This window comes from Qipengyuania pacifica (assembly GCF_019857205.1).
In the GTDB taxonomy this organism is placed as follows: Bacteria; Pseudomonadota; Alphaproteobacteria; order Sphingomonadales; family Sphingomonadaceae; genus Qipengyuania; species Qipengyuania pacifica.
In genome coordinates this window covers 16,832-31,408 of the sequence record NZ_JAHWXO010000012.1, presented here as the reverse complement: position 1 = coordinate 31,408, position 14,577 = coordinate 16,832, and the positions used below count along the sequence as shown (strand labels likewise).

The following is a 14,577-nucleotide window of genomic DNA, read 5'->3' as shown; positions in this document are numbered from 1 at the left end:
AAGGGATCAGTGGGTAAGGGCGCGCGATTGCACGCCGCGCGACCAGTCGAGCGAGGCGGCCATGCCGGGCGACATCGATGCGGCGAGCACGTTCTCGATGAACGCGGTCTTTTCGATGATCTGCATGATGGCGTTGACCTTCAGATGCGTGTTCGCCTGCCTGTCGGCGAGTGCCTGCCGAACGACATTCACCTGGCCCTGCCACATCGCGATCTTGGCCTCGTCCGCGCCGATGAAGCTCGACATCGAGCGGCCCGCTTCGCTGACGATCCGGTCGAGGACGGCGAACAGAAGATCGACACTGGCGATCTCCGCCAGCGTCTCGCGATCGTCGGTCGGCATTCCGCGGCCATAGGCCGCCTGGACAGTCAGGATCTTGTAGAGCGGGATCGAAGCAACCTGGAGCAGTTCCTTCTGCGCGTCGGTGATCGCGGTGTCGTCATGGATCGCCTGGATCATGCCGGCAATCAGGGCTGCAACCCGCGGGCGCAGCGCCTTCGATGCGGGAAGGCTCAGCGACTTGAAGCCTGGATCGAGGCACTTGTCCGGCTCGTCGCAGTCGAAGATCAGGACGTTTCCGTTACTCGTCCCATCGAGCAGTGAGGTGACCAGCGTCGAGGACGCTTCCCCGACAATCGGCACGAACTTGCCCGGCTCGTCGTCCTTGGGCGGGACGTAGATGATCGTCCCCAACAGCGTCATTGCATATTCGGCGAGTTCCTCGTCGAAAGTGCCATTCGGCGAAAAGAATGCGGACTTCTTGAGGATCGTCCAGGTGTAGTTTCTCGCCACGGCGGGATTGACGTCGTCATATTTGCCCGAGCCCTGCGCCGTCGTGCTCGACCGCTGGCCTTTAGTGCCGCACCCGTGCTTGGCGGCTGCATAGTCGGTGAAGATACCTTCCGAATTTCCGATCGCCTCGCAGATCGCCTTGTCGGCCAGATCGCCCTTGGGCCAGATGCCGCCCACCAGCCCCTGCGCCATTTCGCAGGAATTGATGTTGAGGTTGTTCATGAGCTGAGCCTTCTGGCTGAACTCCTGCATGATCTTCGAGCATTCCGGGCAGACCGTGTCGATCGCCAGGCTGAAAGCAAAGCCGACCGCATTGTTGGCGACAGCCTTCAGCATCGCGACGATCTCGCTCGCGTTGATGAAGCTGAAGGATCCGGCGAAGATGTCGATGCCGCCGCAGCCCGCGCGGGCGCGCGGCAGCTGCAGATTGGCAATGTTGGTCGTCTTCTGCGGGAAGCGCGTCCAGACGTTGCCGAGACTGTAATAGCCTGCCGACTGACCCTCGAACGCGGTCGGCCCGTTGACGTTGGCGGCGCCGCCAACATCATTGAGGAACGAGTCCATCGAACTGCCGACATCGGCCGAGGCGCTGGTAAGGGGGAGGCTGGCCGCGAGGATCGCGGCGACGGCACGTTTCATCCTAGTAGTCACGTCCGGCTTCCTTCGATGTGAGGAGGTAAATGCGGTCCTGAAGCTCGTCGGCACTCATCACGCCGTAGCCGATCGGGATGGGCTGGCCCTTGGCGGCATCCCAGAGCACCACCGCCGGCGTGACCTTGGGCTCGAGCCCCATGCGGCTGCGCTGATTGGTCTCGACCGTGTAATTCGGGAAATGGCGTGAGGGGCCGCCGTCGGTCGAAATCGCGCGCACCGTGATGTGCCAGGTCGAAGCGACGCTCTGGACGATCGGCGACATGACTTCGCAGGCGCCGCAGCTCTGGGCGAAGAAGTAGAACAGCCCGTAGCGTTCGGACAGCTGCGCCATGACCGCATTGCGCTCGGCATTGCGCGAGTCCTGCCACTGGCGCTTGCCGAGCGTCGAGACTGGCCGTTGGAGCGTGTAGTCGAGATCAGGATCCTGCCAGATCGCCCGCTGCCAGACATCGCTGAACAGCGATGCCCGGTCGAGCTGGGCGCGCTGGAAGCGGATATAGGCCGTCACATTGGCCTGCGTCGGCTCGAGGATCGCCTTGGCTTTCAGTTCGCGCAGATTTGCCGTGATGGCATCGAGCTGGCTCGTCGCACTCGGAGCAGGCTCGGATGTCTCCTCCTGCCCTTCGGGCGGCTTGGGCCTGGTGCAATAGAACCAGTAACCAAGGCGTCGCTCCTCGCAGTAGAAGCTGTCCTGGCTGTCGCTGGTCGTGACCAGCGGCGGTTCCTGGCCGTGTGCCGGAGCACTGAGCGCGGGCGCAACAGCGGTGAGCAAGAGGCAGGCGGCAAGCAGCCGCCGGGCGGCCTTATTGGCTGGCGCGGGCATAATAGTCCTCGATTTTCTGCTGGATTTCGGTGGCGACCTGGAGCTCATCGGGCAGGCGCGCGGCGTCGGTGAATTCGGCGTAGACCTCGCTGAAATCCATCTTCGAGAGATCGAGCCGCGAAAACTCGTCGATGGTAAAGCCAAGGCACTGCTCGGTCTTGGGCTTGCCCCATGGCTTGTTCAGCTGCTGGCGGCCCTGTTCCTGCAGGATCCGCGAAAGCTTGGATTCAAAGCAGCAATAGACCTTCTTCTTGGTGAGGCAGACGCCCAGGAAGCTGTCCGAGCAATAGGTCCCGACATAGGCGCACAGGCCCTGCGCATCGCGCTGGTGAAGCAGCATTTCCTCGCGGCTGCAGCCGAGCGCGACGAGCAGCTGGATACCCGGAATGAGCGGGAAGCCTTTGCCCTTGCAGCAATTGAGCACGCCGAAGACTTTGGATGAGCAGGTATTGCGCGTGCCCTTGAACAGGGTGAGCGTGTCGGGATCGAACTCGCGCCGTGCCTGGTCCATCGCGTTGAGCGCGACGACTGCGTCCTTGAACTCGTCATTGGCCTCGCGCTCGATCGTCTCACACGAGCCATCGATGCAATAGACGTCGCCGTCGCAGATGAACTGGCTGGTATCGGCAGGCTGGTCCGGGACAGGGCAGTCGTAGACCCGCTCCCAGGTTCGACAGGGCTCCCCCGAAAGGCAGTCTTCGCGCACCAGCGAGCAGCCGGGCGTGCTTTCCAGCGTCTGGCAGTCCTGAGCTTGCGTAAATTGGGCGCAGGTATAGCTGCGCGACCATGCCCAGCAGGGCTGGGTGACTGCGATCCCGTCGACGATCCTGGTGACAGGATCGCTGTCGGTGCAGGTCTCGGTGTCCTGCTGACATGAATTGTCCGCAGCAAGACCCGCGCATTGGCTTTCATCTCGGCTCGTCGTGACGACGTTCTCGCCGGATACGGTGTAGGGCGTCGCGCCATCGACCGGTGCAGTGCAGCTTACGAGATCGACGCGCAGGTCGCCAGAGTTGCAGCCCCAGTAGATACCGAGGTTGGGGTCGCACAGATTGATCGGATAGGACTGCGTGACCGTGCACTGCGGCGCCGGGTAGCGATTGCAATTGTAGATCGACGCCGGATCTACGCCGCTCCCGCCGACGCAGTAGTAGCCATAGACCTGCCGCTGCTCGATCGTGGCATTCAGCGTCACCGGACAGCTTCTGCTCTCCTGGGTCGCGGTATAGCCGACATTGCAGGTCGCCATGTAGCGCGCTGCCGTCGCGGTTCCAGGAGGCAGGGGGATGCAGCGGCCCTGGCTCCCGCTGATGCTCATGCCGCTCGTGTAGGAGAGCGGATCGTCGTTGATGACATCGCTGCGCGCGACAACCGCATCGAGGTCCTGGGGCGCGAACTGCGCACGGCGATCCATGGAATCGCGCATGGTCCGGTAGCCGGTGTTCGCCGTTGCCTGGCTCGCGGCTTCACGCGCCATCCGGTCTGGATCGTCGAAATAGCCCGACTGGTTCGGCACACCCCCGAAATTGGGAACGCGGTTTGCATCCGGAGCGGTTGTCGCTGCGCTCTGCGCTGCAGCCGCCTTGTCGCGCCCGAACGCCTTGCCATCCTCCTTGGCGGCATCGGTCGTGGTTTGAGCCGAGATGCTTGTCGGCAGACAGGCGCAGGCGAGGCAGAGAAGGGGGAGGAGAAGCCGCTTCATGGGTCACTCCGTTGCAGGCGGGCAAGATGCTGGGATGCGAGGAGCGCGCCGGGACCGCCGCCTTGGGCGAAGGTTTCGAGCGCATAGGACGCGCTGACATTACCGCTCATCCGGTCGTGGGGCGGAACCTGGGTCCGGCAATCGAAGCCATCGCAGAGATCGAAATCGCTGCTGGTCACCACATAGGTGGGGACCGCCTCGATCCCGAAGGCGCGAAACAGGCGCGGATCGATGCCGACCGCGTCGAGCTTGCCGCCGTCCGCTGCGACTTTCGCGAGCGCCGCAGTCAGGGTCTTGGCGCTGCCTCCTGGCAGCCCGCGAAGCACGACCACACCGCCTGCGCGGGCGACGTCGTCCGCCATGGCGCGCAAGGCTGCCGGCGGCATCGAGAGCGAAGCGAAGGCGATGAAGCGGGGTGCTTCACCCAAGCCCTCGCTGGCCATGGTGCCCGCGTCGGCCACCATCTTGTCGAAGTCGAAGACGTCCTCACTTTCTGGCCGCGCGGTTCTTGCCGCCTGCTCGGTGTAGCGCTTGCCGTGCGCCTGGGCGTCGGCGGCGCTGTCATTGGCTTGGCTCAGGACCGCCTCGGCGCGCGCGCGGGCGCTGGCGGCAAGCGCCTCGGCTTCGCTCGCCTCGACCTTGGCGCGGGCGCGTATCGCTTCGAGATCGAGCTCCGGCTCGCTCGTCTGCGCTGCGGCTCCCGCCATAGCGGCGGTGCCAGTGATCGACGCGATTACAAGGAGATGAGGGAGTATTTTCATAGCGCGCAGCAGTTCCGTTTGCGCCAGACCAGATAGCCCATGTCCTCGCCGATGGCGGGATAGACCTGGCCTGCCGACATGAAGGTGGTGGAGGCGCCAATGGGCGCGCAGGCGTAGCGGCCCTTGGTCTGCGGATTGGGATTGGTGGCCTGGAAGCGGTATTGCTGCTTCCTCATCACCGGCATCAGATACTTGCCGCAGAGCCCCTTGCTGCCCATCGTGCCCCAGGCGACGAGTTCGCGGTGGAGCTTGTAGGAGAAGCGGGCGAGGGCGAGCCGCGATGCCTGGACGTGCCCGATCGTCGCCGAGACATTCCCGTTCAAGGGATACATGCTGCCCTGGCATCCCGCGCACCAGAAGAGTTCGTCGGTCGGGAGCTTGGCCGTCGCAGCAACGCAGTCAGCCGCACAGGCCGCAAGCGCGAGCGGATTGGCGAAGAGAACCGCTTCGGGATTGATGATCGCGGTGAGCTCGCTGTCCTGCCAGAGCGGATCGATCTCGGTGATGTAGAGAATGTCGACCGAGCCCTGTTCGAGGCACAGGAAATCGGCAACGATCTCCATCCAGTAGATCAGCGGATAGGCATACCAGTGGACATGCCACTGCGAATTGTATTGCGTCGCGCCGCCCACGGCCGAAGGACCCGCCATCGACTTGAACCCGATGTCGAAACCGGGATCGAGTTTCATCCCGCCGAGATTGACGAAACACCAGGGCTTCATGCTGACGTCGGCAAGCCGCACCGGTTCCCAGAAGCCCATGGCGATGCCCGGCCGCAAACCGCAGAGGCAAACGGGGAGCGCCGGGTTGCTCGTGTCGGGACGGCTCGACGGCCAGATCTTCAGGCCGCCGACCGAGATCGGAAACAGGCACGACCAGCAGATGTCCGTGATCGGATTGACGAACTTGCCTGTGCAGCGGCCCGGACCGGCAGATGCCTGCGCTGGCGAAGCGGCAGCAAGGCTCAGACTACAGGCAAGGAGCGCGCAGCATATCCATGTGAGAAGACGATTTTTTCTGCTCATGACGATGCGCGCTCCTTGGGTCGAACCGGCTGCTCGGTAATTATAAGGACGCGGCCCTGCTGCTCGACGGTTGCGGGCACGGCGCGGATGCCGAAATGCTTCACGAGGCTGCCGCCCTGGTCGAAATAGAAACGGCGCTGGCGGGCCTTCATCAGTTCAAGCGGCGCGCCGCGTACGAGGATGAGTTTGGCCTTGGTGCTGGCATAGCGCCGGGTTGCCCAGGCAAGCTGCTCGGGGTCATCCCCGTCGAGGAAGACCAGCGGCACACGCAGCGGTACGGTGTCGAGCGGATTAACTCGTGTTCCGGCGGCGACGATCACCCGGCCCTTGTCGTCGGCAATGTCGCGCTCCACGCTGATCGTCGGATCAAACCGCCAGCTACGCGCCGCCGCCGCGGCATTGATCCCCGCGACTGGCTCAGGGCGGTTGACGCGCGCGATCGTGCGCCGCTTCAGCTCCTCGTTGAGCTTGGCCGTCTCGCCGGTCTTCTCGAGATGGGTGAGACGCGCATGGATTTGCTCGAGCAGGTCAGGCTCGATCACGGACCAGACCGTGCCTTGCTGGCCGTAGTCGCGGGCGCTTGCCGGCGCGGCCATCAGAAGAGCAACTACGAGGAATGGGGCGGCGCGCAGCGGTGTCACAGGATCGGCCTCCCGACCCCGAGAATGCGCCTGGCGCAGATCCACCCGATCGCCGCATAGCGGCTGTCGAAACCGTCCTTGTGCGCGGTGGTGACGAAATAGCAGCCTTGAGGCACCACGCCTGTCGGACCGAGCGCCAGTGGCTCGCCGAAACGGCTTGCTTGCTTGGCTACTGCAACCTTGCGACCATTGACGAAGAAGCTGCGCTCCTTCTCGGTCACGATGTCGCCGGGCATTCCGCTCACCTTCTTGCCGAACGGCCTGGGCTTCTTGCCGAAGTGCCTTTCGAGCAGCGGCGAGGCGGGCGGATCGAACAGAATGATCTCTCCGCGCTGTGGCAGCGCGCCGCGATCGAGCCAGATCGCCCAGTAAGGCAGGCTCGGACTGGCGTTGATCATCAGCGCATGGTCCTTCGAGAAGGCGGCGAGGGAGGTGAGCGCGAGCGCAGCCGCGCCGAGCCCTGCCCACAGCGCGAGGCGCCGGCCGGTTGGCGAGTGGAGGACAAAATCAGCGGCGCGCATCGGGAATGGCTCCCACGCGGCGCGCGACATCGGCGCGCACGGCTTCGGTGAGATCAGGCGTGCTGCCGGCCACCACCGCTTCGGCGACAAGGACCGTGCGGCCCTCGCGGCCCAGATGTTCGACCGAGGCTTCGACCGCCTGGAGATAGGCCTGGACGCGCATCTTGGTTTCTTCGGGCGGTCGGCCTGCGCGCGCCTCGGCTTCGATGAAGTCGCCCATGATGCGGCTCAGCTGCACGGTCACCACTTCGCGCTTGTCGAGCGCGAGCAGCTTGTCGGTGGCCCAGACACCCCAGAGCGCCGAGCCGACCATGCTCAAACCGAGCGCGACGGCGGTCCAGTTCACCGCACCCATGCGGCCGCGCAGAGACGGTGTTGCCAATATGTTCTTCACAGTTTTTCTCCCGAAAGCTCGCGCTCGAGATCGTTGATGAAGCGCGGCAGGCGCCAGACCACGACGAGCGTGGCGACACCGATGAGGACGAACTTGAACTCGTCGAGGAAGCCGATCTGGCGGCCTTGCTCGGCGCCCAAGAAACGGTCCGAAATATTGGCGAGATGGGCGAAGAAGACCCCGGCATCTCCGCCGGAAATCAGAAGGAAGAAGAGCAGCGGGAGCCCGAGCGCCATGAGGTAGCTCGAGGCGAGGAAGGTGCTGCCGCGAAGCACGATGTAGCAAAGGTCGGCGGCATGGGAGCGCCAGCCCCTGGCCGGCAGGTCGAGGTTGTCGCTGTCGGCACGGGCTTTCTGGGCCCGGTCGATCGGCGTGACGAGATGGAGTGGCATCGGTTTTGGGTGTCCTTGGATGGAGGGAGAAGTCAGATTCGATTGGCAAAGGCGATCCGTTCGATCGCGTCGGCAAGCTGATGGCCGCGCGCAATTTCGGCATCGATCGCGGCAAAGGTCTGGGGCGAGCTTGAAAACAGCGTCGCCGAATAGTCGTCGAGGACGAGCCGCCCGATCGCTTCGGTCTCCGGACCCTTGATGAAGACTTCCGAATAGTCGCTGCCCGAACGCTTCAGGCTGCGGATCAGGGTCTCGGTGCGGTCGTCCATGTCGAGGCGCTTCGACGCCTTGAAATCGGCGATCGTCTCGGGCTTCTGCTGGAGGATCAGCATCCAGTCGCTGTTTTCGAGCGCAGCGGTCGCCCCATCGGACTTGTAATAGTCGTTGAGTGACTGCGTCGCGGTTGCCAGCGCCCCGCCATATTTGCGGCAGGTGCGGGCATAGGTTTCGACGAACTCGCCCATCGAGCCGCCCTTGAGCATCGACCACGCCTCATCGATCAGCAGCAGCTTCCTCACCGAGCGCGAGCTGCGGGTCATGGCCTGGCTGGTCATGAACATGATCGCCGAGAGAACGACGCTGCGCAGTTCCTCGCGGGTGGCAAGGTCCGACATCTCGAAGACGGTGAAATCGCTGTCGAGATCGAGGCTCGCCTGGCCTTCGAAGAAGGCGCCATAGGTGCCGCCGGCCATGTATGGCGCGAGCGCTGTGGCGAGATCGCTCGCGGCTTCATTGCCGAGCCCCGCCAGTGCTTCGCCGACGCCGGTGATCGAGGCATCGACGCCCCGTTCGCTCCAGACCATGTTGACCGCCCGGTCAATCAGGCCGCGCTCGGTGTCGTTAAGCTTTGCGCTGTGCCGCGCCATCTGGCCGACGATCGCCTTGACCATGCCGAAGCAGTCGAGCCGGTAGTCCTCGTCTTCGGCCGCGCGCTCGCCATCGATCATCGAGAAGGGATTGAGGCAGAAGCCCGCCTTCATCGTGAACTCGACGAACCGGCCGCCTTGCAGCTTCACCGAATGCTCGAAGCTGCGTCCGTCGTCGATGACCACGACCTGCGCGCCAGCCCCGCGAAGCGCGGCGCACATTTCCTGCAGCAGCACTGACTTCCCCGAGCCGGATTTGCCGCAGATCGCGACATTGTGGTTGCCAGCATCGTTCTCGAACGGCGACCAGAAGAAGGGCTGGCCGCGCCGGCCCACGAACAGCAGGTGCGGATGGACGCTGCCGAGATACTCGCCCTGCATGGGAGCGATATTGGCCGCTGTCGTCGACAGCACGGTCTTGAAGCGCTTGAGGCGCTCCATGTCCGCGCCAAGCCCATCGGCCAGCGTCATCGGCATGGCCGCTAGCAGCCCCTGGATCTGCAGGTATCGCTCATCGGCAAGATCCCAGCCCGCCGCCTTGTAGATCGACTTGATCGCGCGTTCGTCGCGGTCTCCGCGGCCGAGCGGGGAGTAGGTCGTCAGACCATAGAAGACCCGCACCAAACGGCGGCCTTCCTGCAGCTCGGATTGCACGTGCTGCCACTCGGCTGCCTGCTCGCCGATGCGGGGCAGGAAACGCGCGCTGCGCGTGCCGGCAAGGCTCGTCGTGCGCATGAATTTGAAGCCGGCCTTGGCCGAAGCGGCTTCCTGGTCGGGATAGACGAGGCACAGCATCGTCGCCGCCGGGCAGGGGAAGCGCAGCTTGTCGGTGAACATGTCGCCGATGAGCCGCGCGCATTCCCACGGCGCCCAGCGCTGGGGCATGTTGCGCGAGGAAAAATGCCGCATGTCGAAGGCGTCGGGGTAGACCGTGCCGATCTCGGGAACGCCATCCTCGATCTTGCCCGTCGCACGAAACCGCTCGGTGACGAGCCGCATCCGGTCTTCGTGGATGACGAGCTCGATATCGTGCCGGATCGCCTGGGCCGCGATCGCGTCGTTGGGATTGTAGGGCACGGCATCGTCCTGCGGTGCGGTGGTCGGCGAGGTCAGGTCGTCGATGATTGCGATCAGTTGCTGCGGCTCGACTTCGGCGACGCCCAGGTTGAGCGACTTCAACATCGCAATAAGGCCGTCGCGGGTCTGCTTGAGCTCCTCGTTGCTGACCGCCTTGGCCGCAGGCACACCGACCGAAACGATGACCTGATGGTGCCGGGCGTGGAAGGGCGCGTCCTGCGAGCCCGATTCCCAGACAAGGCCGTAGAGCCGACGTGCGCGGTGACGGGCAATCGCCTCGTAGACCCCGCCCTGGACATAGCGCGGCGCAAACCAGGGTGCGACGATCCGGCTGATGCGCGGGGATGCAAGATGCAGGACCTGGAGACAGCCGCCTGCCGGAAGCCCTTCGGAGAAGAACGACCCGAGGATTTCGCCGGTGCGTTCGTCCGCCCCGATCAGAGGAGTGACCGAGAGCACGAAGCCTTTCGAGCGCGCGTTGAAATAGAGCCGGCTCGCCGGATCATAGACCCGGTACGGGAGCCAGTCCGACAGCAGATCGAGCATCAGGGCAGGCCGGTCATGTTCGGCGTGCTCGGCATCGCCCAGAAGCCCGGTAAGGAGCCTGTCGACGATCGTCTTGAGCTTCTCGGCCATCACTTGGGCTCCTTCTGTGCCTTGGCGGCGTTCTTGGCGGCCTCGATCGCCTCGATTGTCGGGTAGACCAGCGGGGCCTTGTCGGCAGAGGGCCGAGGGGTTCGATCATGCGGGGGCTGCGCCATGTCGAACCCCTCGACCGCCGGTGCGCTCGCACCGGCAACCGCCTCACGCGCCGTGGAGGGGAGGACCAGCGGCGAGGCAGAGGGGATGTCCTCGAGCGAGGACGAAGGCTGAAAGGGCTGACCGAGATCGAACGTCTCGGCTTCAGGCTGTTCGGCCAGGGGAAGGCCGGTGGTTTCCTCCAGGAGATCGCTCTTGGCCTGTGCGGCCTTCAACTGGCGCCTGAGCTGCCGCATCAGCGGCGGGGTGGTATCCTCGCCTGCCTTGCGGCGCAGTTCTGCGGCCCAGCGCGGATTTTCGACCACCGCCCAGGCGACAGCATCGTCGTGCAGCGTTCCGGTTTCATCGATGTGCGCCGGAAAGACGATCCTGAGCGTACGCTCGGAGGTGCGGCCCTGATCGCCCGAAGCGACGGGGACCGGAGGACGCAGGCCGTCCTGGACCTGTCCGGTCGCGGACAAATCCTTGGTAGCGCGCGCATCGATCACCTGGCTGGGTGCGCAGTCGCCCTTGGGGGCACGACAGGTGAAATCGCCTTCGATATTGGTGCCGAAGGTGGCGCAGCCGCTGGTCAGCACGGCAAGGCAGGCAGAGGCGAGAATACGGTAGGAAAATCCCATGACGATTATCCTTTCTTGGCCGGAGCGAGGGCGACCGCTTTTGCGGGCTTGAGGAATTCGCGGAGAACGGAAGCCGGGCGATACCCTTCGAGGATCGCGCCGTCGGACGGGCGCACGATCACCGGCGTGCCGTTGAAGCCATGGGCCTTGGCAAAGGCCTCGTTGGCATCGAGCCCGCTCGTGTCGCACGGCTTCGGATTGGCGAGAGCCAGACCCGAATAGGCCATATGGAGGGACACCTCGGGGCGAGGCGAGCACAGCACCCGTTCGGCATCGCGGCGGCTGTCGGCCCCGAAGATCGAAATGGGCCGCTCCTCGACGCGCGCGCCGATCGCCTTCAGTTCGGCTTCGAGTTTCTTGCAGTAGCCGCAGTGGAAATCGGAGAAGACGACGACCTTGGGGCCGTTGGCTGGTCCCCAGGTGATCGCGCCGTTCGCGGGCAGGCCGGCGAGCGATACCTTCTGCGGGGTGGCGCGCGGGGCTGGCTGGCTTTCTTCGTTGGCATTGCTCCGCCGTGCCCCGCCAGCAGCCAGCAAGTCTGGGTTGAGTGCGAGGAGACGGGCTGCCGTCAGGTCTTGCCGCGCCTCCATGTCGTAGATGCGCCCGATGACCAGATATTTGGCCGCGCGATCGACATAGAACAGCGTCGATTTCGAGGCGACTTCGCACAGGCCGCCAAGGCCATCGCAGGTAATGGCGTCGATCGGCGTCTTCGGCAGGCGTAGCTTGAGCGCGGCGCGCACCTTTGCTGTGTTGGGAGCCTGAGCCGGGGAGGCGAGGCTGGCCACGCCCCAACCCGTAGCGGCTGACAGGGCGACGACGGCAGCAGCGGTCGCCACTGGTCGCAGCCAGCGCCGCGGCTTGATGGGGGTTGGATCATTTGTGGCGGGGGTCATTGGGAGTTCCTCACGTAGACGCCGTCGAGGAAGACGATCTCGACATCGATGCCGGTCGGCATCTCGACGACGGGTTGGTATTGTTCGGCGCGCTCGATCAGATATTTGCTGACCGTATCGGCGGCATCCGCAGCGCCCTGGCCGAGCCCACCGCCGAGGATGTCGCCGGCAGAGAGCTTCGAGCGGGTGCCATCGGCATTGGTCGTGACGCCGGAGAAGACGCTGTTGGCGTTCGCCGAAAAGCCGCGCCCGAACCCGCCGACAATCCCGGCAAGCAGGGCCTGGCTGACAAGGCTGCCCTCGCGGCTGACGACACGGCCACGCACGCCCGATTTTCCGGCGAAGCTGATGAAGCCTTTGACCTCGCTCACCGCGACGCGCCCGCCAGGCTGGTCGCAGGTCATCCGCGCCAGCTTCACATAGACCTTTTCGGACGAGAGATCGCCGCGCGCTGCGCCGTTGACGATGCAGCCCTGAAGCCGGGTGGTCAGAACCTTGCCGTTCTGCATGACCGATCGCGCCGGACCGGTAATGCGCAGCACCACGGGAAGCGGATCGGTCTGGCTCGCGACGCCCGCCGACGCATCGACGCCGACGATGACCTTGGCAGGAGCATAGGAATTGGGCGGGAGATAGTCCGGCGAATCCTCGACCACCACCGGCGGCGCTTCGGGGCGAGCCGCCCTGAGGCCGCTGGCTCCAGCCTTGTCAGAAGTGAAGCTCATGAGTTTGACTTCGCCGGGACCAGGCAGGCCGGTTTCGCTCGCGCCCAACGCGGCACCCGCGGGAGCAGGCTGAAGCGGTCGACCGCGCGCATCGTAGCCACCCGCCTGCGGGCCATAGGCCGGTGGCGGCAGGCTTGCGGCTGCCGGGGCGGACTGGCTGGCAAGGCGCGACTTGAGATCCGCGTTCTCAGCGGAGATCGCATCGATCGCGGCCTGGCCGTCGACCCGCATGGCTTGGTTCTCAGCCTTGAGCGCAGCCAGCTGGGATTCGATTTCCTCGCGCGGGAGGCTCGCGTCCTTCATGGCCTTCTGCTCGCGGGTGACGGCATCGAGACGGTTGCCGTAAGTCGCGACGAACTCGCGCTGCGAAAGGTCGCGATTGATGAGCCCTGCCGTATCGATGGTCTGGGCGGCGGTGGGGTCATCGCTCTTCGCGCCGTCGTCGCCGCCCAGGATGAACCAGCTGCCGCCGACAAGCGCGAGTGCGCCCAAGGAGCCAAGCAGAAGCTTCTGCCGCCGGGCGGTCTTCGCGTTGAGGCTGGTTACTGGCGACGGCGATGCCGGATCGGCCTGGGCCGGGGTTGAGATCGAGGGAGCATCAGTCATGGCCCAACCCTCCGTTCGAACCGACGATGAAGGCGACCGTGCTTTCTCCCGATTTGAGAGTGGGCTGGGCGATCGAGATTGCGAGTGTCTGGGAGGACGCGAGATCCGCTTCGGCAAGCGTCAGCGGCTTGCGGCCACGGTTCGCCAGGCGGATGACCTTTCCGGCGAGCGCGCTGCCGCGGTAATCGGCGACGAGCTGGATCTCGAGATCGCCGACCCGTGCCGGAAGGGCAGAGGATTGCCTGACTTCAAAGCCATCAACCGTCCGGTCATTGGCCATGGCCTGGATCAGGCGCACCGCGCTCGTCTCCAGCGGCGTTTCGCTTTCCCAGCCAGATGCCTTGTTTGTCGCGATCGCCGGGTTGGTGATGAAGACCTGCACTGCCGGGACAGGCTCGATCTGGCAGGAAACCTTGTAGACGAAGCCCTTCTTGGTCGTGGCGAAGAAGCTGATCGAGCGGGCCGCATAGGTTTCGGGCACCGACACATAAATGTCGCCGCGCAGCGGTTCGTTGGTGACCGCAAAATCGTTGTAGGGCGTGCCGGTCGAGATCTTCGACACGCTGGCAAACTGGTCGTCGACGAGCGCGAAGCGCGTCAGCTCGCGGGCCGACACAGCGCATTCGATGCTCGCTCCGTCTGCAGCCTGTTTGAACTGGTCGGCGGCCTGCGCGCCGCTCCCTGAAAATGCGAGGATGGTACTGGCACAAAGAGCCAGGCTCCACGCGCGCGTCTTGCGTCGGTAAGCCATTACTGGGCCTCCTTCGTTGGGTCTTTGGGGGGCAACTGGCTGAAGCCTGACAGCGCGAGACGCAGGCCCCGGTAGGTCCAGTTGAAGCGGAAACGGCGTTCGTCGCTCGCGATGACCTGGGCGCCGACAAAGGTCTTGAGCGTGCCCGTCACATCGGAAGTCAGCCCCTTGGGGTCGACGGTCATCGAGCGGATGACGAAGGCCTGGGTGACATCCGAACCCCGTTGCTCTTCGACAATCCGGACGAGATCGGCCTTGAGGCGCCCGTAGCTTGCCGGATCGGCGAGCTTCAGGATCTCGTCCATCCAGTAGTCGAGGCCCTCGGGGCTGCGATTGAGCAAGACGAGCGCGGCATCGCGGGTCACGAGTTCGAGATAGTCGGCCTCGACCCCCGCGCTGCTGACGGTGAGCTGCTTGGGGAGCGTTGGCAGGAGCACGACTTCGCGGTCGCGGGTGGCGGCAAGGCTGACCGCTACGACGAGCGCAATGCCAAGCCCGGCGCTGGTGAGCGCAAAGAGGTTGCGCTGGCGCAGCAGCGACTGCTGACGCTCGTGTGAAATGTCGGCAAACAT

At 64.7% G+C, this 14,577-nt stretch carries 15 protein-coding genes; all 15 read right to left on the bottom strand.

The window, feature by feature from the left end; translation table 11 throughout:
- Positions 1-6: 6 nt before the first annotated feature.
- The 15 genes from KYK83_RS15245 to KYK83_RS15175 are packed head-to-tail and all read right to left on the bottom strand — an operon-like array spanning position 7 to position 14,577.
- Positions 7-1,431 carry a conjugal transfer protein TraH gene (locus KYK83_RS15245; RefSeq protein ID WP_222828936.1) on the bottom strand — a complete coding sequence of 475 codons (1,425 nt, stop codon included), beginning with the start codon at positions 1,429-1,431 and terminating at the stop codon, positions 7-9.
- 1 nt (position 1,432) lies between these two features.
- The gene (locus KYK83_RS15240) at positions 1,433-2,269 is read right to left on the bottom strand and encodes a conjugal transfer protein TraF (protein WP_222828908.1); all 837 of its coding nucleotides are present in this window, start codon (positions 2,267-2,269) and stop codon (positions 1,433-1,435) included.
- Complete coding sequence (locus KYK83_RS15235; protein ID WP_222828907.1) at positions 2,250-3,971, bottom strand: conjugal transfer protein TraN; 1,722 nt, start codon at positions 3,969-3,971, stop codon at positions 2,250-2,252. Before KYK83_RS15235 ends, KYK83_RS15240 begins: the two co-directional genes overlap by 20 nt.
- A complete protein-coding gene (gene trbC / locus KYK83_RS15230) occupies positions 3,968-4,732 on the bottom strand; it encodes a type-F conjugative transfer system pilin assembly protein TrbC (RefSeq protein ID WP_222828906.1) in 765 nt (254 codons plus the stop codon). The genes KYK83_RS15235 and trbC overlap by 4 nt, the downstream gene beginning before the upstream one ends.
- Positions 4,729-5,757, bottom strand: coding sequence for a conjugal transfer pilus assembly protein TraU (traU, locus tag KYK83_RS15225; protein WP_062902908.1), 1,029 nt, complete (start codon positions 5,755-5,757; stop codon positions 4,729-4,731). The genes trbC and traU overlap by 4 nt, the downstream gene beginning before the upstream one ends.
- On the bottom strand, positions 5,754-6,398 hold the full coding sequence (gene traW / locus KYK83_RS15220) for a type-F conjugative transfer system protein TraW (protein WP_222828905.1): 645 nt from the start codon (positions 6,396-6,398) through the stop codon (positions 5,754-5,756). Before traW ends, traU begins: the two co-directional genes overlap by 4 nt.
- The gene (locus tag KYK83_RS15215; protein ID WP_222828904.1) at positions 6,395-6,919 is read right to left on the bottom strand and encodes a S26 family signal peptidase; all 525 of its coding nucleotides are present in this window, start codon (positions 6,917-6,919) and stop codon (positions 6,395-6,397) included. The genes traW and KYK83_RS15215 overlap by 4 nt, the downstream gene beginning before the upstream one ends.
- Entirely contained in the window at positions 6,906-7,313 is a 408-nt protein-coding gene (locus KYK83_RS15210; RefSeq protein ID WP_222828903.1) for a TrbI F-type domain-containing protein, read from the bottom strand. The genes KYK83_RS15215 and KYK83_RS15210 overlap by 14 nt, the downstream gene beginning before the upstream one ends.
- Positions 7,310-7,705, bottom strand: coding sequence for a hypothetical protein (locus tag KYK83_RS15205; protein ID WP_222828902.1), 396 nt, complete (start codon positions 7,703-7,705; stop codon positions 7,310-7,312). Before KYK83_RS15205 ends, KYK83_RS15210 begins: the two co-directional genes overlap by 4 nt.
- A gap of 32 nt (positions 7,706-7,737) precedes the next feature.
- Positions 7,738-10,284 (bottom strand): type IV secretion system protein TraC, encoded by a 2,547-nt coding sequence (traC, locus tag KYK83_RS15200; protein ID WP_222828901.1) that lies wholly within the window; start codon positions 10,282-10,284, stop codon positions 7,738-7,740.
- Positions 10,284-11,027 carry a conjugal transfer protein TraV gene (locus KYK83_RS15195; protein ID WP_222828900.1) on the bottom strand — a complete coding sequence of 248 codons (744 nt, stop codon included), beginning with the start codon at positions 11,025-11,027 and terminating at the stop codon, positions 10,284-10,286. Before KYK83_RS15195 ends, traC begins: the two co-directional genes overlap by 1 nt.
- A 5-nt stretch (positions 11,028-11,032) precedes the next feature.
- Entirely contained in the window at positions 11,033-11,923 is an 891-nt protein-coding gene (locus KYK83_RS15190; RefSeq protein ID WP_222828899.1) for a DsbC family protein, read from the bottom strand.
- The gene (locus KYK83_RS15185; protein WP_222828898.1) at positions 11,920-13,254 is read right to left on the bottom strand and encodes a TraB/TrbI/VirB10 family type IV secretion system protein; all 1,335 of its coding nucleotides are present in this window, start codon (positions 13,252-13,254) and stop codon (positions 11,920-11,922) included. Before KYK83_RS15185 ends, KYK83_RS15190 begins: the two co-directional genes overlap by 4 nt.
- Positions 13,247-14,005, bottom strand: coding sequence for a type-F conjugative transfer system secretin TraK (locus KYK83_RS15180; RefSeq protein WP_222828897.1), 759 nt, complete (start codon positions 14,003-14,005; stop codon positions 13,247-13,249). The genes KYK83_RS15185 and KYK83_RS15180 overlap by 8 nt, the downstream gene beginning before the upstream one ends.
- Entirely contained in the window at positions 14,005-14,577 is a 573-nt protein-coding gene (locus KYK83_RS15175) for a type IV conjugative transfer system protein TraE (RefSeq protein WP_007011019.1), read from the bottom strand. The genes KYK83_RS15180 and KYK83_RS15175 overlap by 1 nt, the downstream gene beginning before the upstream one ends.